Below are 21886 nucleotides of genomic sequence, written 5' to 3' on the forward strand. Positions count from 1 at the left end.
CCACATGACTGTCTCCCTTTCGGTGTGTTGATCGGTTCATCGAGGCTCCAGGCTTCGCAATGTTGTCGTGAGGTAGCTGTTCAGGGTCGACGTGCGCAGTGGTTCCGCGCCCGCGGTGGTGGTGAGCAGGGCGTAGAGACCGAGGAGGAAGAACGCGGCGCTGTGGTAGGGATCGACGACGATCTCGGCCTCGCCGGAAGCGTCGGCCCGCTCCATCGTGGTGGCGACCAGGACGATGAGCGGGTGACTGCGCCATTCGTCGGTCAGGGGCCTGGTGGGTGAGAAGTACGACCCGAGCAGGTCTTTGAAGAGCAGTCTTCCGAGGCGCTCTTCGATCGCGACGGTGAGGTCGATGACCTTCTTCAAGATGGCTGTGAGATCTCTTGGAGTGGAGAGGAATTCGCTGAGTTCGCTCGCGATGCGACGCTCTTCGCCTTCCTCGAGTGCCAGGAGGACGTGCTCCCTGGTGGGGAAGTGGAAGTAGAAGGTTCCGCGTGACACGCCTGCGGCCGCGGCGATCGCGGCCAGGTCGGCGTCTGCCATCCCTCGTTCACTGAACTCGGCGACGGCGGCGTCGAATACCCGCTGTCGGGTCAGTATGCGTTGGGCTTCCCGCCCCGTGGACTCCACGCGATTGCCGGTCATCGTGTTCCCGCACCTTCTGGAGGGTCTTCCCGTAAGTGCAACTGGAGTGATGATGGCATACCTCGTTGACACTTGTCAGCGAAAAGTGGGAACAGGTGCACGTTCGATGGGCGCGCGGAGTGGCACGTCCGGCGAGGCGGGCCCGAGGGGTGGCGGCCGCGGATCGACGAGCGGATCGACGCGGGCGTCAGAAGATGGTCCGAACGAGAAAGGCCCCCGACCGGAGTCGGGGGCCTTTCTTCGGGGTGACCGACGGGACTCGAACCCGCGACAGCCAGGATCACAACCTGGTGCTCTACCAACTGAACTACGGTCACCATCGCTTCCCACGCGCCGCCCTTGCGGGCTGTGCGTCAGCAGCGTGGACGATACTAGCGTGTCCGGAGCTCGGAATGCCAATCGGCGTCTATTCGGCCACCAGATCCTTGACGACGGCGGCAATGTCGCTGGTAGACGGGCCGGGGTCGGCGACGAACGCGGTGCGTCGGTAGTACTGCAGTTCCCGGATCGACTCCTTGATGTCGGCGAGGGCGCGGTGCGCCAGACCCTTCTCGGGCTGACCGAAGTAGATCCGCGGGTACCAGCGTCGGCACAGTTCCTTGATCGAGGAGACGTCGATCATCCGGTAGTGCAGGTACTCGTCGAGCTGGGGCATGTCGCGGGCGATGAAGCCGCGGTCGGTGGCGATGGAGTTGCCGCACAGCGGGGCGGTGCCTGGGTTGGGGATGTGCTCGCGGATGTAGGCGAGGACCTGCTGCTCGGCCTCCTCGAGTGTGACGGTCGAGGCGCGGACCTCGTCGGTCAGGCCCGACTTGGCATGCATCTCCTGCACGACCTCGGGCATGTCCGCGAGGGCCGCGTCGTCGGCGTGGATGACGATGTCCACGCCCTCGCCGAGGATGTTCAGTTCGCTGTCGGTGACGAGCGCCGCCACCTCGATCAGCTTGTCGGTGCCGAGCCGCAGCCCGGTCATTTCGCAATCGATCCACACAAGTTTGTCCTGCACAAGCATCCACAGTAGTCAGGGCGGTCTCGGATAGGGTTCGCGGTGGAGCCAAGTCGGGTGGGAATGCGATCGAGGAGGAGCGGATGACGGTGGACCCGGGGTCGGACGCGGCCGCGCTGGCGGAGCGGGCGGCGGCCGCGAAGGCGGCGGCGGAGGAGGCGGCCCGGGTCGCGGCGGAAGCGGCCGCAGCCGCCGAGGCGGCCGCGAAGGCCGCGGCGGAGGCGGAGGGTGCGCAGCCACAGGCGCAGCAGTCCGAGGCCGGTGCGGTGCGGGGCGCCGCCCAGGAGATCGCCGCGGGCTACGCCTTCGACGGCGGCGCACTGGAGTTGGGCACCGTCGTCGTGGACGGGGTCGTGGACTCGACTGCGCGGGTCCGGATCCCGCTGGCCACCCTGAACCGGCACGGCCTGGTCGCGGGTGCCACCGGCACCGGCAAGACCAAGACGCTGCAGGGCATCTGCGAACAGCTCTCCGCCGCCGGGGTGCCGGTGGTGATGGCCGACGTCAAGGGTGACGTGTCCGGCCTGTCCGCGGCCGGCGAGGCGAGCGAGAAGATGGCCGCGCGCGCGATCGAGACCGGCATCACGGACTGGGCGCCGACCGCGTTCCCGACGGAGTTCGTCTCCCTCGGCACCGAGGGCATCGGGGTGCCGATCCGGGCGACCATCACCAGCTTCGGGCCGATCCTGCTCAGCAAGGTGCTCGGACTCAACGACACGCAGGAGTCCACCCTCGGCCTGATCTTCCACTGGGCCGACACCCAGGGACTGGCGCTGCTCGACCTGAAGGATCTGCGGTCCGTCATCGCGCATCTGACCTCCGACGAGGGCAAGGCCGACCTCAAGGGCATCGGTGGCGTGTCCTCGGCGACCGCGGGAGTCATCCTGCGCGCGCTGGTCAATCTCGAGGCCGACGGCGGCGACACCTTCTTCGGCGAACCGGAGTTCGACACCGCGGATCTGCTCCGCGTCGGCCCGGACGGCAGGGGCGTCGTCACGCTGTTCGAGCTGGGCGCCCAGGCGGCACGACCGGCGATGTTCTCGACGTTCCTGATGTGGGTGCTGGCCGACCTGTTCCAGACGCTGCCCGAGGTCGGCGACGTCGACAAGCCCAAACTCGTGTTCGTGTTCGACGAGGCGCACCTGCTTTTCGCGGACGCGTCGAAGGCGTTCCTCCAGCAGGTCGAGCAGACCGTGAAACTGATCCGGTCCAAGGGCGTCGGAGTCTTCTTCTGCACCCAGTTGCCGACGGACGTGCCGAACGCAGTGCTCTCGCAGCTCGGCGCCCGGATCCAGCACGCGCTGCGTGCGTTCACCCCGGACGATCAGAAGGCGCTGAACAAGACCGTCCGCACCTACCCGAAGACCGAGCACTACGACCTGGAGAAGGCGCTGACCTCGCTGGGGACGGGCGAGGCGATTGTCACGGTGCTCTCGGAGAAGGGCGCGCCGACGCCGGTGGCGTGGGCGAAGATCCCGCCGCCGCGGTCGCTGATGGACACGATCGGCGAGGACGCCGTCCGTGCGGCCGCCGCGGCGAGCCCGCTGCAGGCGAAGTACGGAGCCACGCTCGACCGGGAGTCCGCCTACGAGCTGCTGACCGCGCGGTTGGCGGCCCCGACGGACCCGCTGCCGGACCTGCCGCCGGCGCTGCCGGATCTTCCGGATCTGCCGCCGCCTGCCCCGGACGAGCCGAGCGCGGTGGAGAAGATCCTGCAGAACTCCGCGGTCAAGAGCTTCCTGCGGTCGGCCGCGACCGTCGCTGGCCGGGAGATCTCCCGCTCGATCTTCGGCACCGGCCGCCGCAAGCGCTGACGCGCCCTGTGCGCCTTTCCGATGGCGGGACCCGCCAGGAGGGCGCACAGGCGGTGCAGCCGCCTACGGCAACAGGCGGGGGACGACCTTGCCGGTGGCGTTGCGGGGCAGTTCGTCGAGGAAGGTCACGTCGCGGGGCACGCAGAACCGGGTCAGGTGTGACCGCACGTGGTCGCGGACGCCGTCGGTGGTCAGCGCGGACCCGTCCGTGTCGGTGGTCCGCACGACGTACGCCGCGAGGCGCGCACCGAACTCCGGGTCGTCGACCCCGATCACCGCGGCTTCGAGAACGCCGGGCAGTTCACTGAGCAGGTTCTCCACCTCGCGTGGGTAGACGTTCTCGCCGCCGGAGACGATCATGTCGTCGCTGCGGCCGTCGAGGAACAGCAGGCCCTCGTCGTCGAAGTGGCCGACGTCGCCGGTCGACATCATCCCGTCGACGACCTCCTTCTCGCCGCCGGCCCGGGTGTAGCCCTCGAAGAGCATCCCGTTGCCGACGAACACCCGTCCGACGGTGCCTGCGGGGACCTCGGTGCCGGTCTCGTCGAGGATGCGCACCGTGGTTCCGAGGGGTGGCCGCCCCGCGGTGTTCGGATGCCGGAGCAGTTCGTCGGGCTGCGCGATCGACGCCCAGCTCACCTCGGTGGAGCCGTAGAAGTTGTAGAGCACCGGACCGAACACGTCGAACGTCTTGTGCACGACGCCGGTCGGGATGGCGGAACCGCTGGCGGCGATCACCCGCAGGGACGCGAGGTCGACGTCGCGCTGATCCTTGGGGAGGTCCGTGATCCGCTGCAGCATCGTGGGGACCAACCACAGGGTGTCGGCTCGGTGGTGGGAGACGGATTCGACGGTGGCCGCGGGCTCGAAGCGGCGGGTCAGCACCATGGTCGAGCGCAGCGCGAGCGCGAGCTGGGTCCCGGCCAGGCCCCAGGTGTGGAAGATCGGTGACGCGATCACCGTGACGCCGTTGCTGCGCAGCGGCAGCCGCGACAGTACCGCGGACGCCGGCATCCAGCTGCGCGGCTCGGGGCGGGAGGCGCCCTTGGGAGTGCCGGTGGTGCCGGAGGTGAGCACGACCAGCCGACCGCGTCGCGGCCGTCTCGGCAGGGCCAGTGCGCTGCCGCCGCGGCCGTCCTCGAGGAGGCCCTCGAACCGGGCCCAGCCCTCGGCGCCGTCGCCGCCGTCGGTCGCGTCAGGGTCCTCGAACACGGCGACCCGCAACGTCGAGTCCGGGATCAGGGGTGTGAATTCGGGGTCGACGAGCAGCCAGTCCAGCTTCTGTTCCACGACGATCTCGGCGAGCTGGGCCGCGGACGCGCCGGTGTTGAGCAGCACCAGGTCGGTGCCGAGCCGGGCCGCCGCGCCCATCGCGGTGACGAAGCCACGATGGTTGCGGGCCAGGACCCCGATGCGGCCGCGCTCGCGCAGGCCGCGGTCGTGCAGGGCCAGTGCGAGGGCTTCGGCGTCGGCGTCGAGTTGCCGGTAGGTGACCGGACCGCGGTCGTCGACGACCGCCACCCGGTCTCCGTCGCGGCGGGCGGCGGAGGCGAGCAGGCCGCCGGCGGTGAAGTCCCACTGGTACCAGGCGGAGGCGACGCCGGGGAGGGCGCTCGGGGCGATCGGTCCGACGATGCCGGCCTTCGTGATCGGAATCAGGCCCTTGATCAGGTCTGTTGCTCTGGAAAGGCGCGGCATGCGGGCGGGTCCTCCTGGGGTCGTGGCGCGACTCGCCCCAACTTACTTGCCGGTAAGGACTGGCGCCAGGGGCAGAGTGCTACAGACCTGCCTCGCGACGCATCAGATCGTCCAGCGTCTCGCGGCGGATCAGCTCGCGCACGGAGCCCCCGGCTACCGCAACGACCGGCGGGCGCCCCACTGAGTTGTACGACGACGCCATGCTGTGGTGGTAGGCGCCGGTCACCGGCACGGCCAGCACGTCGCCGGGTCGTACGTCCGCGGGGAGTGCCGCGTCCTTCACGATCTCGTCACCGGACTCGCAGTGCCGTCCCGCGACGGTCGCGACCATGTCCGGCGCGGTCGAGTGCCGATTGGCCAGCGTGACGGTGTAATGCGCGCCGTACAGTCCGACGCGCGGATTGTCGCTCATGCCGCCGTCGACGCCGACGAAGGTCCGGCCGCCCTCGACCCGCTTGACCGACAGCACGCGGTACACGGTCACCCCGGCCCGTCCGACGATCGCCCGGCCCGGTTCGAGGGTGATCCGCGGTCGCGGGAAGTGGTGCCGGGCGCAGGCGTCGTCGAGGGCGTCCTCGATGGTCGCGGAGAGCGCCGTCGGGTCCAGGCACGGATCGCCGGCGGTGTACGGGATGCCGTGTCCGCCACCGAGGTCCAGTTGGGTGAGGATGGTGCCGTGATCCAGCCGGATCTGTGCCATCTCGGCGATCATCCGGTCGACGGCGATCCCGTAGCAGTCGGCGTCGGTGATCTGGGAGCCCAGATGGCAGTGCAGGCCGATCAGGTTCAGTCGTGGGTGGCCCAGCACTCGCCGGACCGCTTCGTCCGCCTGGCCGTGCGCGAGGGGGAAGCCGAACTTCTGGTCGTCGACCCCGGTGGTGACGGCGTGGTGGGTGTGCGCGTCGATGCCGGGTGTCACCCGGACCAGGACGTTCTGGCGGTGCGCGGACGACGCGGCGAGCAGCGTGATCTCGGCGGCCGAGTCGACGACGATCCGCCCGACTCCGGCCGCGCGGGCCGCGGACAGGTCGGCGGCGGTCTTGACGTTGCCGTGCAGGATGATTCGGCGCGGATCGACACCGGCGGACAGTGCGATCGCGAGTTCGCCTGCCGAGCACACGTCGAGCGCGAGGCCTTCCTCGGCGACCCACGCGGCCACTGCCCGGGTCAGCAGGGCCTTGCCTGCGTACGCGATCTCGGCCTCGGGGAAGGTCTCGCGATAGACCCGGCAGCGATGCCGGACGTCGCGTTCGTCGAGGATGTAGGTCGGTGTGCCGAACTGGTCGGCGATGTCGGCGATCGCAACTCCGCCGACGGTGATCCGGCCGAGTTCGTCGACGTGGGTGGTGGTCGGCCACAGGGTGGGGTCGAGTCGCGGGCTCATCGCCGAGCGCAGCGACGGCAGGATGGCGAGCAGGGTCACGGTGGGCTCCTGAAGGTGGGTTACACCCTCCGGAGTACTCGCCCGAGTCGTGTCCGTCGCCGTCCCTGACGGGGTCTTGACGCCGCCCGCAACGGGTTTGACGCCGGGCTGACGGTCGGGGGCGCATCCGGTGCGCACGGCGGATCGCGGTCGGTGCCACCGACGAGCGGCTTCACGCGCTTCCGATGGCGACGTCGATGAGGGTTTGCGCCGCTGCATGCGCGTGCTCGGCCGCGCTCGGGTCTCCGGAGACGGCTGCCGTCGTCTGGGCGCCCTCGGCCAGCAGTACGAGCTGCGCGGCCAGGGTGGGCGGACCCCCGATCTCGTGCACGAGCTCGTCGACGGTCGCCTGGAACGACGCTTTCTGGGCGCGCACCGCGGCCGCGACGGCCGGATCGGTGCGCCCCAGCTCGCCGTAGGCGTTGATGAATCCGCAGCCGTGGAAGTCGTCGGTGCAGAACCACTGGTGCAGGTAGTCGTACACGGCGAGCAGCCGGTCGCGCGGGCTGTCCTGTGCGCTGAGGAACGCGCCGAGTTCGCGTTCCCATCGTGCCCGCTTGTGATCGAGGACCGCCAGGACGAGGTCGGCCTTGGAGGGGAACTCCTGGTACAGCCGCTTCAGTGGGACCCCGGCGGCCGTGCGCAACTCGTCCATGCCGACCGCGGCGTAGCCCTTTTCGTAGTAGAGCCGGTCGGCGGTCTCCAGGATGCGGTCGCGCGGGTCCTCTGCGTTCATGTGATCAGAATACTTGCCTCGAGAACGAGCGTTCTCTATTCTCTCGAACATCGGGAGAACGACCGTTCTCCCATGAAGAGAAATGAGCGGACATGGGCTTCGTCACCGTTGGTACCGAGAACAGCACTCCGATCGATCTCTACTACGAGGACCACGGGTCCGGGCAGGCCGTCGTGCTGATCCACGGCTACCCGCTCGACGGCTCCAGCTGGGAGAAGCAGACCCGCGCCCTGCTCGACGCCGGCTATCGCGTCGTCACCTACGACCGCCGCGGGTTCGGGCAGTCCAGCAAGGTCAGCACCGGCTACGACTACGACACGTTCGCCGCCGACCTGAACGCGGTGCTCACGACGCTCGACCTGACGGACGTCATCCTCGTGGGGTTCTCGATGGGCACCGGCGAATTGGCCCGCTACGTCGGCAAGTACGGGCACGAGCGCGTCGCGAAGCTCGCCTTCCTCGCGTCGCTCGAGCCGTTCCTCGTTCGGCGTGACGACAACCCGACGGGCGTGCCGCAGGACGTGTTCGACGGGATCGAGGCAGCCGCGAAGGCCGATCGGTTCGCCTGGTTCACGCAGTTCTACAAGGACTTCTACAACCTGGACGAGAACCTGGGTACCCGGATCAGCCAGGAGGCCGTCACTGCGAGCTGGAACACGGCGACCCGTTCCGCGCCGGTGGCAGCCCACGCGGTCGTTCCGACGTGGATCGAGGACTTCCGGCAGGACGTGGCTGCCGTGCGTGCGAGCGCCAAGCCGGCACTGATCCTGCACGGCACCGCGGACAACATCCTGCCGATCGACTCGACCGGCCGTCCGTTCCACGAGGCGCTCCCGGAGGCCGAGTACGTCGAGATCGAGGGGGCGCCGCACGGTCTGCTGTGGACGCACGCCGACGAGGTCACCGAGGCGCTGCTGAAGTTCGTGCGCGGCTGACCTGCTGCAGTTCACCGTGTCGGCCCGGGGACGCCGGGCCGACACGGTCGGCTAGCCGCCGAGCTTCTTGTAGAAGGTGCCCACGACCGGGGCGATGACGGCGCGGGGGGAATAACCGCCTGCCACGGACATGCCCTTGCTCAGGATGCCGGGCACGACGCGCATCTTGTTCTTCGCCAGCGCGTCGAGGGACAGCTTGGCGGTGTACTCGCTGGAGATCCACAGGAAGTCCGGGACGAGCCGGTCCACGATCGACGCCTCGGCGGGGTCCGGGGTCTCGGTCCGCACCGGGCCCGGAGCCAGCAGCGTGACGTGCACACCCGAGTCCTTCAGCTCGCCGCGCAGCGACTCGGAGAAGGTGTTCACGAACGCCTTCGTCGCCGCGTAGGTGGCGTTGTTCGGAATCGGCATGTTGCCTGCGGCCGAACCCACCATCAGGATGCCGCCCGACCTGCGCGCCAGCATCCCTGGCAGCACCGCGAGGGTGAGGTCGTGCACCGCAACGGCATTGAGCTCGACCTGCGCGCGTTCGTACGACGGGTCCAGTTCCGCGACCGGTCCGAAGGTGGCGATTCCCGCGTTGTTGCACAGGATCGAGATCTCCCGGCCGGCCAGCTCCTCGACCAGCGGTGCACGTCGGTCCCGGTCGGCCAGGTCCACCGCGCGGACCTCGACGGTGACGCGGTGCGCGTCGGACAGCTTCGCGGCAAGCGCGTCGAGCAGGTCCTCACGGCGGGCGACGAGGATCAGGGAGTGGCCCCGGGCGGCCAACTCGGTGGCAAGCGCCTCGCCGATTCCGGAGGAGGCGCCGGTCACGACCGCGCGGGCGTCGGGGGTGGGGGTAGGCAGGCTCACGGCGCTCAGGCTAGTGCCTACAGCGTCGCGGCGAGCCGGGTGCCCTGCTCGATCGCCCGCTTGGCGTCGAGTTCGGCGGCGACGTCGGCGCCGCCGATCACGTGGACAGGGACGCCCGCGGCGGTCAGGCCGGCTTCGAGGTCGCGCACCGACTCCTGCCCGGCGCAGACGACCACGTTGTCGACCGCGATCGTCCGCGGGCGTTCGCGCTTCTCCCCGAAGCTGATGTGCAGGCCCTCGTCGTCGATGCGTTCGTAGTTGACGCCAGAGATCTGTTGCACGCCCTTCTTCTTCAGCGCGGCGCGGTGGACCCAGCCGGAGGTCTTGCCGAGCCCGGCGCCGATCGGGGTGGACTTGCGTTGCAGCAGGTACACCTGACGCGGCGACGGCGCGACCACCGGTTCGGTCAGTGCTCCGGGCGCGGACTCGTCGTGGGTGACACCCCACTCCCGGTTCCACTCGGCCAGATCCACGGCGGGGGAGTGCTCGTGGGTGAGGTACTCGGAGACGTCGACGCCGATGCCGCCTGCGCCGATCACAGCGACCGTCGACCCGACCGGTTTCCCGTCGCGCACGAGTTCCGCGTACGACAGCACGCTCGGGTGGTCGATGCCGGGGATCGACGGGATGCGCGGGGTGACGCCGGTGGCCAGCACCACCTCGTCGTAACCGTCGTCGACGAGGGTCTTCGCGTCGACGCGGGTGTTCAGGTGCACCTTGACGCCCGCGACCTCGAGGCTGCGGGTGTAGTAGCGCACCGTCTCGGCGAACTCCTCCTTGCCGGGGATCCGGCGGGCGATCGCGAACTGGCCGCCGATCTCGGTGCCGGCCTCGAAGAGGTTCACCTCGTGGCCGCGCTGTGCGAGGTTCAGTGCCGCGGAGAGCCCGGCCGGGCCTGCCCCGACGACGGCGATCGACTTTCGGCGCCGGGTGGGGGAGAGCACCAGTTCGGTCTCGCGTCCGGCGCGCGGGTTGAGCAGGCAGGAGACGCGCTTGTTCGCGAACGCGTGGTCCAGGCACGCCTGGTTGCAGGCGATGCAGGTGTTGATCTCGTCGCTGCGGTCGGCGGCCGCCTTGTTCACCCACTCCGGGTCGGCGAGCAGCGGCCGGGCCGCCGAGACCAGTTGCGCGTCGCCGCGGGCCAGGATCTCCTCGGCGGTCTCGGGCATGTTGATCCGGTTGGACGCGCACACCGGGATGCTCACCTCGCGGGCGAGGCGTTCGGTGAACGACGTGAACGCGGCCCTCGGCACGGAGGTGACGATGGTCGGGACGCGGGCCTCGTGCCAGCCGATGTCGGTGTTCAGGATCGTCGTGCCCGCGTCCTCGAGTTCCTGTGCGAGGGTGACGATCTCGCTCCAGGTTTGCCCCTTCTCGACGAGATCCGCCATCGACAGCCGGAACAGGATGACGAAGTTCGCGCCGACGGCGGCGCGGGTGCGGCGCACGATCTCCACCGCGATGCGGCGGCGGTTCTCGGGCGAGCCGCCCCATTCGTCGGTGCGCCGGTTGGTGCGCTCGGCGAGGAACTGGTTGAGGAAGTAGCCTTCGCCGCCCATGATCTCGACGCCGTCGTACCCGGCTTCCTGCGCCAGTCGGGCGCAGCGGACGTAGTCGTCGATCGTCGACTCGATGCCGCGTCGGGTCAGTGCGCGCGGCCGGAACGGGTTGATGGGGGCCTTGATCGACGACGCCGACACGCTCAGCGGCTGGTAGGAGTACCGCCCGGCGTGCAGGATCTGCAGCGCGATCGCGCCGCCCTCGGCGTGCACGGCGTCGGTGATCTCCCGGTGCCGGGCCGCCTGCTTGCGGGTGATCAGATCGGCGCCGAAGGGCAACAGCCAACCGGTGCGGTTGGGGGCGTAGCCGCCGGTGACGATCAGTCCGACACCGCCGCGGGCGCGTTCGGCGAAGTACGCGGCCAGCTTCGGGACGTCGCGGGTGCGGTCCTCCAACCCGGTGTGCATCGAACCCATCACCACCCGATTGCGCAGGGTGGTGAATCCGAGGTCCAGCGGGGACATCAGGTGCGGGTACGGAGTGGTCACGGGTGGGCCTTCCATCGGACGGGCTGGGCAGGGACGGGTCATGTCAGAGGGCGGCAAGGATCTCCTCGCACCACTGCGTGAAGCCCTCCTCGACGCGGATGCCGCCGCGTAGCACGAGGTACTGGTGCAGTGCGCTGCCCGACAGGCGGTCGGGTACCGGGAAGTCGCGCTTCTCGATCATTCGGTAGACCTCGAGCCGCTGGGCGTGGCCGTCGCGGTGTCGGACGACCTCGGCGCGCACGTCGCCGGGATCGGCGTAGGCGGCGGCGCGGATCTTCACCGCGAGCTCGTTGCGCAGGTGGCCGACCTCGGTCGGTTCCGCGATCCACCGCGCGAGTTCCGCCCGGCCGGCATCGGAAACGCGGTAGACGCGCTTGTCCGGCCGTCCCTGCTGGCCGACTGCCTCGCCGGTGACCCAGCCGGCCTCGTCCATCCGCTTGAGGACGCGGTAGATCTGCTGGTGGGTGGCGCTCCAGAAGAATCCGATCGACTTGTCGAACCGGCGGGCCAGCTCGTAGCCCGAGCCGGACTGTTCCGACAGTGAGACGAGTAGTGCGTGTTCGAGAGCCACGACGCCAGTGTCGACGACCCGCCATCGATATGCAACTCGATGAATATGCGCCTGTGTGCATATCCCACTCGCCCGAATGAACGGAAGCGTTCATTCGATCTGATCGAGTGAACGTTCCGTTCACTCGGCGAGGCGCGCTCTACTCCACGCCCGTGAACCGTTCGCTCGCCTCGGCCGCTGGCTTAGGCTCGCGCCATGAGCACAGCGGTCGACGGTGAAGTGGTCACGCGGACGCAGGTGTTCGCATGGGGCCTGTGGGACTGGGGATCGGCCGCGTTCAACGCAGTGATCGTCACGTTCGTCTTCTCGGTGTACCTGACCGACGCGGTGGGTGACGACCTCCCGGGGTCGGTGTCGGCGAGCAGCTGGCTGGGCTGGTCTCTCGGCGCGGCGGGGCTGTTGATCGCGCTGCTCGCGCCGGTCACCGGGCAGCGCGCCGACGCGGCAGGCCGACGCAAGCGCTCACTCGCGCTGCTCACCACGACCGTCGTGGGCTGCATGCTGGCGATGTTCTTCGTTCAGGACGACCACCACTACCTGTGGCTGGGGCTGGGGCTGCTCGGCGTCGGGTCGGTGCTCTTCGAGCTCGCACAGGTGCCGTACTTCGCGATGCTGCGCCAGGTGTCGACCCCGGAGAACATCGGCCGGGTGTCCGGCTTCGGTTGGGCGATGGGGTATTTCGGTGGCATCGTCCTGCTGCTGGTGTGCTACTTCGGGTTCATCGTCGGCGACGGCGACACCCGTGGACTGTTCGGGATCGACACCGCCGGAGGTCTGAACATCCGGGCGGTGGCCGTGCTCGCCGCGGTGTGGTTCGCGGTCTTCGCCGTGCCCGTGCTGTTCGCGGTGCCGGAGATGCCACGGTCCGAGGAGGCGGACGAGCGCCCGGGCTTCCTCGGCTCCTACCGGGTGCTCTGGCACGACCTTCGGGAGCTGTGGGTCGAGGATCGGCGCACCGTCGGGTACCTGGTGGCCAGCGCGCTGTTCCGGGACGGACTCGCCGGGGTGTTCACGTTCGGGGCGGTCCTCGCGGTCAACGTCTACGGCATCGCGTCGGGGGACGTGCTGATCTTCGGTGTCGCGGCCAACGTGGTCGCCGCACTCGGTGCGCTCGTGGCGGGCCGGCTCGACGACAGGGTCGGACCGAAGGCGGTGATCGTCGGCTCCCTCGCGTCGATGCTGGTGGTCGGAGCGATTCTGATGGCGGTGTCCGGGGTCGTCGCCTTCTGGATCCTCGGCCTGCTGCTGTGCCTGTTCGTCGGCCCGGCGCAGTCCGCGGCGCGCACCTTCATGGCCAGACTCAGCCCGCCCGGCCGGGAGGGGCAGATGTTCGGCCTGTACGCGACCACCGGACGCGCGGTCTCGTTCGTGTCGCCGACGCTGTTCGGGCTGTTCGCGTGGCTGTTCGCCAGCGACCGGGCCGGCATTCTCGGCCTGCTGGTGGTGCTCGGCATGGGGTTGGCGGCGCTGCTACCGGTGCGGGCGCCCTACCGCACCGCTTCGGTGCGCTGAATCCCCAGCTTCTCCGGGAACAGCCGGCGCTGGACGATCCACCCGGCGGCCGAGAGGGCGATCCACACCAGCGTCGAGGTCACCTGCTCCCATCCGGCCTCCGGGTGACGCAGGAACTCGAAGGCACCGGACATGCTGCCGAGCCCGCTGAGCATGATGCTGGCACCGCCGATCGAGGTCAGCCACAGCAGCGCCCGGGCGCGGAACTTGTCCGCCAGGAATGCCGCGGCGACCGCGAGCGCCAGGATCACGATCGCACTGAGCGCCCAGTTGTTGTCGCCGGGTTGGAGGACGTCGGCGAGTTTCGCGCCGGCCATTGCGCCGGTGAGGCCGCCGATGAAGTACGCGGAGAACTTGAAGACCAGGGTCGTCACGATCCACGACACCACCGCGCCGATCAGGCCGAACAGCACCAGCGTCCACACCGAGGCGTTGAACAGGTCTGCGATCAGCCAGCCGAGGCCGAATCCGGCGGCGAGCACTGCCAGGTGCATGGATCGGATTCCGTAGAAGCACAGCAGTGCGCCGACCAGGAGTACTGCGATTCCGCTCATGACTGGGTTCCTTCCACCCGCGAGATGATCGCCTCTGCCAAGGCGTCGGGTGCCAGTTCGGGCACCCAGTGACCGATGCCGTCGAGCTCGACGAATCGATAGGGGCCGGTGACGAATTCACCGCACCGCTCGGCACCTGCCCGGCCGAGCGCCTCGTCGCCGTTGCTCCACACGAACGTCGTCGGCACACGCACCGCGGGGGTGTCGGAGAAGTCGCGTCCCATTGCCCGGTACCAGGACAGCGCCGCGGTCAGGGCGCCCGGTTCGGTCAGCGCGCGCAGGTGCGCGTCGACGAGCGCCGGATCGACACCGGCGTAGATGTCGCGCAACCGCTTCGCGTCGTCGGCGAGCAGTGCGCGTTCGGCGGAGTCCCCGTGCCGGAACACCCGGATGTACTGGGATCGGGCCTGCTGGTCGGCATCCTCGCGGAGCGCCCACCCGAATGCCGCCGGGTGCGGGACGGACACCGCGGTCAGTGAGCGGACCCGGTCGGGTCGATGCGCGGCCGTCCACCAGGCGACCGCGGCGCCCCAGTCGTGTCCGACCAGGTGGGCGGACGGCAAGCCGAAGTGATCGAGCAGGCCGAGGACGTCGCCGCCGAGTTCGTCGACGGTGTAGTGCTCGGCACCCACCGGCCGGGCGCCCGAGGAGTAGCCGCGCTGCGTCGGTGCGATCAGCCGGAACCCGGCGGCCGTCAATTTCGGAAGCAGCGGCTGCCAGCAGGCGGCGGTCTCGGGGAACCCGTGCAGCAGCACCACGGGCACACCGTCAACGGGACCCGCGGTCGAGACGTCGAAAGTGTGGTCTCCGATGGCTGTCGCGGACGTTTCGACCGGATCCATGCGTTCCCACGTTCTGTCAGGGCCGGTGCCGGATGGGCGTCGACCTGGTGTTTCGAACCCTACGTCAGTGGACGCGCGCTGCGCGCGAGTCCGGGGAAGCCACGCCGTCGGGGATTCGCGGTGACATCCCAGTGGCTGCGTGGTAACCAATCAGGAAGCATCAAGGTTGCTATTCCGTATTGTCCGGTATCGGGGAGGTCACTGTGACAGTCGAGAATCGAGTCGTGCCGCCACTGAACATCGCGGGCCGGCCGGTGGCCCAATGGCTTGCCGGGGCCGCCCCTGCGCTGACGGAGCGAGTGATCGCTCGCCTGATCGACGAGCTCCCGATCTACCGCGCACTGCCCCGTGAGGAGGTGCACGGAGAGATCTCCGACATCGTGCACCGCAACATGGAGCTGTTCGCAACGCTGGTGTTCGAGCGGCGCACCGCCCGCGACTCCGAGCTCGTCGAACAGCGGCACTCGGCGGCCCGCCGCGCGGAGGAGGGGGTGCCGCTGGACGCCGTCCTGCACGCCTATCACACCGGGATCGGGCTCGCGTCCGAGGAACTGTTCGACGGCGCCGGTCCCGACGACATCGCAGACGTCCAGGTCGTGACGACGATGATCCTCGACTTCCTGCGCCGATTGACGATCGCCGTCAGTGCCGCGTACCTCGAGGAACGCCAGATCATGGAGAGCCAGGAGAACTCGGGGCGTCGGTCGCTGATGTCGGCCCTGATGTCGGGGGAGGGCCTCGAGGCGGTCGTGCACCGCACCGGGTTGCGGCTGGCGCCGCACTACCTGGCGTTGAGCCTGACGATCGGCGAGAACGCCGACGAACGGGGTCTCGGCGTCAGCGGCACCGTTGCCGGGCGCCGCAAACTGCGGCGAGTGCAGGCGGAACTCGATCGGATCACCGGCGAGGCGGCGCTGACGGTGATCGACAGCGGTGGCGGGGTGGCGCTGGTTCCGTGTCCGGCGAGTCCGCCCGACTGGGAGCAACTCCGAGCGGTCGTCGAACGACTCGGCCGGGTTCTCGGTGCGAACCTCCATGTCGCCGGGGCGATCGCGGCGCCCGCCGGGATACCCGAGGCCGTCGAGCAGACCGCCGAGATCGTAGCACTGGTCGTGCGGTCGCGGCGCCCGCCCGGGCTGTACCGCCTCGCGGACGTACTGCTCGAATACCAGCTCAGCCGGCCCAGTGCCGCGCAGCGGGAGTTGGCCGGACTGCTCTCGCCGTTGGCCGGCAAGCCCGAGTTGATGCAGACCCTCGAGGCATATGTCGCGGCGGGTCTCAATCGGCGGGCCACCGCGGCTGCGCTGGCGGTGCACGCGAACACCGTCGACTACCGGATGCGGCGGGTGTTCGAGCTGACCGGCCTCAATCCCTCCGACCCCGCCGACCTGCCGCACATCGGTGCGGCGCTGGTGGCGCGCCGGGTGCCGGAGTGAACACGGTCGCCGGTAGCGACCTCCGGCCCCCACGGTCGATTCGCGCCGTGATCCGTTGGGGTGCGCTTGCTTTCGCTTGGTGTTGCGTTCTTGTCGCGCTCGTGGGCGTCGTCGCGCACGTCGCCCCGGTGACCTCACCGCCGGTGGTGGTCGCCGCGTCCGCGGCCCCGTACCTGATGTGGGCGGCGGTGCCGGCGGTGGCGGTGTCCCTGGTGGCGCGACATCGGCTGGGCGCAGTGGTTGCCGCCACTGCCGTGGCCGCCGCGGTGTGGACGCAGGCGCCGCTGTACATCGGTGCGGCGCACCCCGGTGCGGATTCCGGGGAACTGACCGTCATGCAGGCGAACATCGAGTTCGGCAAGGCGGATCCGGATGCGGTTGCCGCGCAAGTGCGTTCCCGCGGGGTCGATGTGCTGACGGTCGACGAGCTGACCGTCGCGGCGGTCGACGGGTTGACCGCCGCCGGCCTCGACGAACTCTTGCCGCACCGGTACCTTCGGCCCGCCGCGACCGGTGCCGACGGCACCGGCATCTGGAGCCGATATCCCCTGTCGGAACAGGTGCAGCATCCCGGCTTCGCGATGGCGGCCCTGTCCGCGAGGGTGGCGGTGCCCGGCGATCGGTCGGTCACCGTGCTGGCCGCGCATCCGCTGCCGCCGTGGCCGCGGCAGCAGACGCCGATATGGGCAGACGAGCTGGCCCGCCTGGGCGGCATCCTCGATGGGCTGCGGGCCGACGCCGACACCGTCCTGATGGCCGCGGATTTCAACGCAACCTGGGACCACACGCAGTTCCGGGCGCTGCTCGGCGACGGCGTCCGCGACGCCGCCGAGCAGGCGGGTGCCGGTGTTCTGCGCACCTATCCCGCGGACAGGTGGTGGCCGCCGTTGCTGTCGATCGATCGGATACTCGTCTCCGGTGCGACCGCCACCGCTGTCGACGCGGTCGACCTGGCCGGCTCCGACCATCGCGGCATCGTTGCCCGGATCGTGATGCCGGGGTAGTCGGGTATCCCCGAACATCTCGAAACATCCCGATCCACACCGAATCCGGGTGAACACCTGGTGCTCACCCGGATTCGGTGTGTGGGTCGGTTGGCCGGGAGGCGGTCAGCTCGCGACGCCGCCGAGCAGTTCGAGCAGCGCCGCCGGGCTGAAGTCCGCGCTGCCGGTGCCGCCCGCGGGCTGCGTCGGGGCGCCGGTCAGGGTCACCTGGGCCACGGGGCCCAGCTTGACGTACGGGTTGGTGGAGGCGCCTTCCTTGCACTGCGTGATCACCGCGTAGGTGCCGGCCGCGAGCTCGATCGAGGTGCCGGTGGCCGCGCCGCCCGTGAAGCCGGGGTACTTGATCTCGTCCACCCGGGTGGTCTTGTCGTACACCGCGGCGTCGAACGGGAAGATCTGCGCCTCACAGTGATTCATGGCCTCGGTGGTGGCGATGTCGTGCAGGGCGACGGTGATGGTGTTGCTGCCGGAGGTCACCGTCGAGGAACCGGTGACGGTCGCGGAGCCGAGCGCGGGGTTCGCGACCAGGGCGAGGGCGGCGAATCCGGCGACGGCGGCGGCACCGGCGATGCGGCGCGTGCTGAACGAAGACATGGGGGTCCTTTGTGTGACACCGCGCGTCGACGTGCGCGGTGAACGTGAGTGCCCGCAGGTGGTTTGGGGACGCGACCGGCGGCGCACATGATCGAACTGAGCCTGCCCTTCGTGAGGGCAGGCTCAGTTAAGGCGAACGTCGGGCATGCTGTCAACGTCTGTGGCCGCCATCGCTTTTGTCGCTTAAATCGCAGGTAAAGAGCATGAAGACCGTCCAGTTCGTGCTGTCCGATTCGTCCCGGGGTTTGTCCGCTTCGGGCCTCTGGTTGCGCCGCAATGGGGGAGGTTTCGGTGTCGACCGGGTGCGACACGCGTAATTTATGTCACTCCAGGATCTTTCGGCTGCGTGGCGGTGCGGGGAGTGGAACCGGGCGGGTGATACTCGATCGTCCACTATCGAGCAAGGAGTTCCCCGTTGAGTTTCCCCACTGTCACGCGCCGGCGGCTGGCGATCGTCACCGCCGTCACCGCGGCGCTGGCACTGTCCGGCTGTGCGCCCACGGCCGACGCCGACTCGTTCGGCAGCCTCGACTTCGGCAGCGCAGGCGGCGCGGAGCCGGAGTCGTCCGTCGCGGCCAACGCCCTGGCGGCGCTCGCCGCGATCCCGGTCAAGGGCCGCGCGCCCAAGACCGGCTACGACCGCGACCTGTTCGGGCCCGCCTGGACCGACGACGTGCGTGTCGCGGGCGGGCACAACGGCTGCGACACCCGCAACGACATCCTCGCCAGGGATCTGGTCGACGAGACGTTCAAGCCCGGCACCCGCGACTGCGTCGTCCTCACCGGAGTGCTGTACGACCCGTACACCGCCAAGCGCATCGATTTCGTTCGTGGCCAGGGCACCTCGACCGCTGTGCAGATCGACCACGTCGTCGCGCTGTCCGACGCCTGGCAGAAGGGGGCGCAGCAACTCGACGAGGCCACCCGTCGCGACCTCGCGAACGATCCGCGCAACCTGCTCGCCGTCGACGGTCCGACGAATTCGCAGAAGTCGGACGGCGATGCCGCAACGTGGTTGCCGCCCAACAAGTCCTATCGCTGCACGTACGTCGCCAAGCAGGTTGAGGTCAAAGCCGCCTATGGTCTGTGGGTGACGCAGGCCGAGAAGGATGCGATCAGCACCCAGCTCGCCACCTGCTGATTCACGACGGAGTCGCCGAGCGCCAGCCGCCCATGCCGATTATGATCAGGCGCAGCTGTCGCTCGGCGCGCTCGACGACGGCGTCCTGGTCTCGGGGTTCGGCCTCGAGCAGGTCGATCACCGTCGCCATCATCACGCCCACGATCAGGTCGGCGGCCATGTCCAGGTCTGCCGCCGACCATTCACTCAGTGCCGGTATCCGCCCGAGGTCGGTGCTGAGTTCGCTTGCAAACAGCCGTAGTTCGGACGCGATGGCGCGGCGTACCTCGGCGACGCCGCCGTAGCGCTCGCGGCTGAGGAACCGGAACTGCCCCTCGTTCGCGCGGACCTGGCGCACCAGGACCGCCAGTGAGGTTTTCGCATCGCGCGGACTCGGGTCGCGACGGGCCTCGCGCAGCATTCGGCGGAGCATGCGCATGCAGTCCTCGACGAGCGCGACTCCGAGCTCGTCCGTCGACGCGAAATGCCGGTAGAACGCCGTCGGGACGATGCCCGCGGTGCGGGCCACCTCGCGCAGGCTCAGGCTTGCGAGGCTGCGGTCGGCGAGGAGGTCGAGGGCGCCGTCGAGCAGGGCCGTCCGGGTGCGTTCCTTGCGCTCGGCTCTGCTCTCGGGTGCGGTCACCGGTCGAGTGTATGCCCGTGCACCGGACGGCGCGTCCACTACCTGTTATCGGCGTCACATTGCATTTCCCCTTGACATCTACCTGGGACTTACTGTCACACTCATTTGTGTACAAGTGTTCACTGAAACTGTTGCTGAGGGGGCTTCCAGTGTCGACACGGACCCGATCTCGCGTGCTGTCGCTGCTCGAGGCGATGACCACCCCACACCCGCTCGACCGCTATCTCGAGCTCGTCGACCCGATGGCCACGGTGCGTGACCTGCGCGCCGAGGTGGTCGCGATCCGTCGCGCCACTGCGGACACCGTCACGCTGACGCTGCGGCCGACCCGACGGTGGCGGGGCTTCAGGGCGGGTCAGTTCGTCCAGGTCGGAGTCGTGATCGACGGGGTCCGGCACACCCGCTGCTATTCGCCGGCCTGCGCAGAGGGCGACCCCGGCATCGAGTTGACCGTCAAGGCCCACCCCGACGGCCTGGTGTCCCGCCACCTGCGCGAGTGCGGCGCAGTGGGCACGGTCGTCACCCTGTCCCAGGCGGAGGGGGCCTTCGCGCTCCCGACGCCGCGGCCGGCGAAGGTCCTGCTGGTCAGCGGCGGCAGCGGGATCACGCCGGTGATGTCGATGCTGCGGACCCTGGTGGCCGAGGGGTACGGCGGCGACGTGACGTTCCTGCACTACGCGAACCGGGCCGAGGACGTGCCCTACCTCGCCGAACTGCGCGAACTGGCCCGCGGCCACGGCAACGTGCATCTCGTGCTCGCCTGCACGCATGCGGACGACGGCGACCTGTACGGACGCTTCGGGCCCGAGCACCTCGATGTCGCGGCACCGGCGCACGCACAGGCGCAGACCTACCTGTGCGGGCCCGCCCCACTGATGCGCGCGGTGCGCGAGTTGTACGACCGACGAGGCCTCGGCGACCGTCTGCACGCCGAGGACTTCGCCCCGGTCCAGACGCCTGTCGACGTGGATGTCGACGGTTCGGTTGCGTTCACGGCCTCCGGCGTCGCCGCGCCCAACGCCGGTGCCAGCCTGCTCGAGCAGGCCGAATCAGTGGGTCTCACACCGGAATACGGCTGCCGGATGGGGATCTGCTTCACGTGCACCACGGTCAGGACGTCGGGCTGCACCCGAAACCTGCGCACCGGCGAACTCGACAGCGACCCCGACAAGCCGATCCAGTTGTGCGTCAACGCGGCCGTCGGCGACGTGTCCCTCGACCTGTAAGACCATCACCCGAAGGAGAGTCCCATGTTCGGTCTGTCCCTTTCACTACCCGGCCTGTCCGCCCTGCTCGGTGGTGGCTCCCGCGTCACCGTCTCGTCCACTCCCGAGCCGGTGGTGCTCAGCCACCAGCAGGTCGAGGACATCGGCCGTGAACTCGACACGCTGCGTGACCGGGTCGTCGCCGACCTCGGTGCGCGGGACCGCGACTACATCTACTCGATCATCAAGGCGCAGCGCGGCTTCGAGGTCGCCGGGCGGGGCCTGATGTACCTGGGCTTCCTGCCACCGTTCTGGATCGCCGCGGTCGGGGCCCTGTCGATCTCGAAGATCCTCGACAACATGGAGATCGGCCACAACGTCATGCACGGCCAGTACGACTGGATGCGTGAACCCGGGCTGAACTCGCGGGTGTTCGAATGGGACACCGTGTGCCCGGCGGACCAGTGGCGGCACTCGCACAACTACATGCACCACACCTACACCAACATCGTCGGCATGGACCGCGACATCGGCTACGGCATCCTCCGGATGGACGACGCGCAGCCGTGGCGGCCCCACCGCCTCGGCAACCCGGTGTATGCCACCGGGCTGATGCTGCTGTTCCAGTGGGGCGTGATGCTGCACGATCTCGAGGTCGAGAACATCGTGGCGCGCAAGCGCACCTGGCGGGACGTGAAACCGCTCGTGCTGGGGATGTGGCGCAAGGCCGGCCGCCAGGTGCTCAAGGACTACGTGATCTTCCCGGCGCTGACAGGGCCGCTGTTCGTGACGACGCTGCTCGGGAACGCGACCGCGAACCTGGTCCGCAACGTGTGGGCCTACTCGATCATCTTCTGTGGCCACTTCCCGTCCGGCGTACAGACGTTCACGCAGGAGGAGACCGCCGACGAGACGCGGGGCGAGTGGTACGTGCGGCAGATGCTCGGCAGCGCCAACATCGAGGGCGGCCGACTGTTTCACATCATGTCCGGCAACCTGTCCCACCAGATCGAACACCACCTGTTCCCGGACCTGCCGGCGAACCGGTATCCGGAGATCGCGCCTCAGGTGCGGGAGCTGTGCGCCAAGCACGGTCTGCCGTACAGCACTGGCGGGTTCTTCCGGCAGATCGGATCGGTGTGGGGCAAGATCGTCACGCTCGCGCTGCCTCCCTTCCTCACTCGGTCGACTCCGCCGGTCGGTGTTATCGTCGAGCGTTCCCCGGTCTCGGTCTGAGAGTGGAGT

At 69.2% G+C, this 21886-nt stretch carries 19 protein-coding genes, 1 tRNA gene and 1 pseudogene; 8 read left to right on the forward strand and 13 right to left on the reverse strand.

The genetic code is table 11. The features are described 5' to 3' along the window. Nucleotides 1-36: 36 nt before the first annotated feature. The 3 genes from ACWEPG_RS10955 to orn form a co-directional block, all read right to left on the reverse strand. Nucleotides 37-645, reverse strand: a complete 609-nt coding sequence (locus ACWEPG_RS10955) for a TetR family transcriptional regulator (protein ID WP_450115869.1) — start codon at nt 643-645, stop codon at nt 37-39. A 244-nt stretch (nt 646-889) separates the two neighbouring features. Beyond that, nucleotides 890-962 (reverse strand) — tRNA-His (locus ACWEPG_RS10960). Between the two features lie 89 nt (nt 963-1051). Then, entirely contained in the window at nt 1052-1651 is a 600-nt protein-coding gene (orn, locus tag ACWEPG_RS10965; RefSeq protein ID WP_450115870.1) for an oligoribonuclease, read from the reverse strand. Between the two features lie 83 nt (nt 1652-1734). Between orn and ACWEPG_RS10970 the strand changes: the two genes are divergently transcribed. Then, nucleotides 1735-3465 (forward strand): helicase HerA-like domain-containing protein, encoded by a 1731-nt coding sequence (locus tag ACWEPG_RS10970; protein ID WP_452594381.1) that lies wholly within the window; start codon nt 1735-1737, stop codon nt 3463-3465. Between the two features lie 63 nt (nt 3466-3528). On the opposite strand, the gene ACWEPG_RS10975 is transcribed toward ACWEPG_RS10970, so the two are convergent. From ACWEPG_RS10975 to ACWEPG_RS10985, 3 genes are all read right to left on the reverse strand, one after another. Further along, the gene (locus tag ACWEPG_RS10975) at nt 3529-5163 is read right to left on the reverse strand and encodes an AMP-binding protein (RefSeq protein ID WP_452594382.1); all 1635 of its coding nucleotides are present in this window, start codon (nt 5161-5163) and stop codon (nt 3529-3531) included. Nucleotides 5164-5242: 79 nt separating this feature from the next. Next, nucleotides 5243-6586, reverse strand: a complete 1344-nt coding sequence (gene lysA, locus ACWEPG_RS10980; RefSeq protein ID WP_452594383.1) for a diaminopimelate decarboxylase — start codon at nt 6584-6586, stop codon at nt 5243-5245. A 172-nt stretch (nt 6587-6758) separates the two neighbouring features. Next, nucleotides 6759-7322: a TetR/AcrR family transcriptional regulator gene (locus ACWEPG_RS10985; RefSeq protein WP_450115874.1), complete on the reverse strand. Its 564-nt coding sequence runs from the start codon at nt 7320-7322 to the stop codon at nt 6759-6761. 92 nt (nt 7323-7414) lie between these two features. Here ACWEPG_RS10985 and ACWEPG_RS10990 point away from each other — a divergent pair, with 92 nt between their 5' ends. Continuing rightward, nucleotides 7415-8257, forward strand: coding sequence for an alpha/beta fold hydrolase (locus tag ACWEPG_RS10990; protein ID WP_452594384.1), 843 nt, complete (start codon nt 7415-7417; stop codon nt 8255-8257). Between the two features lie 51 nt (nt 8258-8308). Here the strand turns inward: ACWEPG_RS10990 and cmrA are convergent, their stop codons facing one another. The 3 genes from cmrA to ACWEPG_RS11005 form a co-directional block, all read right to left on the reverse strand. Next, a complete protein-coding gene (cmrA, locus tag ACWEPG_RS10995; RefSeq protein ID WP_450115876.1) occupies nt 8309-9112 on the reverse strand; it encodes a mycolate reductase in 804 nt (267 codons plus the stop codon). 17 nt (nt 9113-9129) lie between these two features. Next, entirely contained in the window at nt 9130-11136 is a 2007-nt protein-coding gene (locus ACWEPG_RS11000) for an FAD-dependent oxidoreductase (RefSeq protein ID WP_452594538.1), read from the reverse strand. A gap of 67 nt (nt 11137-11203) precedes the next feature. After that, entirely contained in the window at nt 11204-11731 is a 528-nt protein-coding gene (locus ACWEPG_RS11005; RefSeq protein WP_450134250.1) for a PadR family transcriptional regulator, read from the reverse strand. A gap of 195 nt (nt 11732-11926) precedes the next feature. On the opposite strand from ACWEPG_RS11005, the gene ACWEPG_RS11010 reads away from it, so the two are divergent. Next, entirely contained in the window at nt 11927-13243 is a 1317-nt protein-coding gene (locus tag ACWEPG_RS11010; RefSeq protein WP_450115879.1) for an MFS transporter, read from the forward strand. Here ACWEPG_RS11010 and ACWEPG_RS11015 read toward each other — a convergent pair. Further along, nucleotides 13219-13797 carry a TM7S3/TM198-like domain-containing protein gene (locus ACWEPG_RS11015; protein ID WP_450115880.1) on the reverse strand — a complete coding sequence of 193 codons (579 nt, stop codon included), beginning with the start codon at nt 13795-13797 and terminating at the stop codon, nt 13219-13221. The genes ACWEPG_RS11010 and ACWEPG_RS11015 overlap by 25 nt on opposite strands. Next, nucleotides 13794-14639 (reverse strand): alpha/beta fold hydrolase, encoded by an 846-nt coding sequence (locus tag ACWEPG_RS11020; RefSeq protein WP_452594385.1) that lies wholly within the window; start codon nt 14637-14639, stop codon nt 13794-13796. The genes ACWEPG_RS11015 and ACWEPG_RS11020 overlap by 4 nt, the downstream gene beginning before the upstream one ends. Before the next feature lie 203 nt (nt 14640-14842). Here ACWEPG_RS11020 and ACWEPG_RS11025 point away from each other — a divergent pair, with 203 nt between their 5' ends. Beyond that, complete coding sequence (locus ACWEPG_RS11025) at nt 14843-16075, forward strand: PucR family transcriptional regulator (protein WP_450115882.1); 1233 nt, start codon at nt 14843-14845, stop codon at nt 16073-16075. 101 nt (nt 16076-16176) lie between these two features. Continuing rightward, complete coding sequence (locus ACWEPG_RS11030; RefSeq protein ID WP_450115883.1) at nt 16177-17079, forward strand: endonuclease/exonuclease/phosphatase family protein; 903 nt, start codon at nt 16177-16179, stop codon at nt 17077-17079. 105 nt (nt 17080-17184) lie between these two features. Here ACWEPG_RS11030 and ACWEPG_RS11035 read toward each other — a convergent pair whose 3' ends face one another. After that, nucleotides 17185-17673, reverse strand: coding sequence for a hypothetical protein (locus ACWEPG_RS11035; RefSeq protein ID WP_450115884.1), 489 nt, complete (start codon nt 17671-17673; stop codon nt 17185-17187). A gap of 415 nt (nt 17674-18088) precedes the next feature. On the opposite strand from ACWEPG_RS11035, the pseudogene ACWEPG_RS11040 reads away from it, so the two are divergent. Next, nucleotides 18089-18811 (forward strand): annotated as a pseudogene (locus ACWEPG_RS11040) (HNH endonuclease family protein); the annotation flags it as partial. 4 nt (nt 18812-18815) lie between these two features. Here ACWEPG_RS11040 and ACWEPG_RS11045 read toward each other — a convergent pair. Further along, on the reverse strand, nt 18816-19436 hold the full coding sequence (locus tag ACWEPG_RS11045) for a TetR family transcriptional regulator (RefSeq protein WP_450115885.1): 621 nt from the start codon (nt 19434-19436) through the stop codon (nt 18816-18818). Between the two features lie 194 nt (nt 19437-19630). On the opposite strand from ACWEPG_RS11045, the gene ACWEPG_RS11050 reads away from it, so the two are divergent. After that, a complete protein-coding gene (locus ACWEPG_RS11050; protein ID WP_450115913.1) occupies nt 19631-20662 on the forward strand; it encodes a ferredoxin reductase in 1032 nt (343 codons plus the stop codon). Between the two features lie 24 nt (nt 20663-20686). Continuing rightward, nucleotides 20687-21877, forward strand: a complete 1191-nt coding sequence (locus ACWEPG_RS11055; RefSeq protein ID WP_452594386.1) for a fatty acid desaturase family protein — start codon at nt 20687-20689, stop codon at nt 21875-21877. Nucleotides 21878-21886 lie beyond the last annotated feature (9 nt).

It is taken from the genome of Rhodococcus sp. NPDC004095 (genome assembly GCF_053604015.1).

Coding starts and splice junctions, on each gene's coding strand:
- ACWEPG_RS11000 (WP_452594538.1), bottom strand. CDS start 11,136: ATGTCCCCGCTGGACCTCGGATTCACCACCCTGCGCAATCGGGTGGTG.
- ACWEPG_RS11020 (WP_452594385.1), bottom strand. CDS start 14,639: ATGGATCCGGTCGAAACGTCCGCGACAGCCATCGGAGACCACACTTTC.
- ACWEPG_RS11035 (WP_450115884.1), bottom strand. CDS start 17,673: ATGTCTTCGTTCAGCACGCGCCGCATCGCCGGTGCCGCCGCCGTCGCC.
- ACWEPG_RS10955 (WP_450115869.1), bottom strand. CDS start 645: ATGACCGGCAATCGCGTGGAGTCCACGGGGCGGGAAGCCCAACGCATA.
- ACWEPG_RS11050 (WP_450115913.1), top strand. CDS start 19,631: ATGACCACCCCACACCCGCTCGACCGCTATCTCGAGCTCGTCGACCCG.
- ACWEPG_RS11055 (WP_452594386.1), top strand. CDS start 20,687: ATGTTCGGTCTGTCCCTTTCACTACCCGGCCTGTCCGCCCTGCTCGGT.
- ACWEPG_RS10970 (WP_452594381.1), top strand. CDS start 1,735: ATGACGGTGGACCCGGGGTCGGACGCGGCCGCGCTGGCGGAGCGGGCG.
- ACWEPG_RS10985 (WP_450115874.1), bottom strand. CDS start 7,322: ATGAACGCAGAGGACCCGCGCGACCGCATCCTGGAGACCGCCGACCGG.
- ACWEPG_RS11010 (WP_450115879.1), top strand. CDS start 11,927: ATGAGCACAGCGGTCGACGGTGAAGTGGTCACGCGGACGCAGGTGTTC.
- ACWEPG_RS10990 (WP_452594384.1), top strand. CDS start 7,415: ATGGGCTTCGTCACCGTTGGTACCGAGAACAGCACTCCGATCGATCTC.
- ACWEPG_RS10975 (WP_452594382.1), bottom strand. CDS start 5,163: ATGCCGCGCCTTTCCAGAGCAACAGACCTGATCAAGGGCCTGATTCCG.
- ACWEPG_RS11015 (WP_450115880.1), bottom strand. CDS start 13,797: ATGAGCGGAATCGCAGTACTCCTGGTCGGCGCACTGCTGTGCTTCTAC.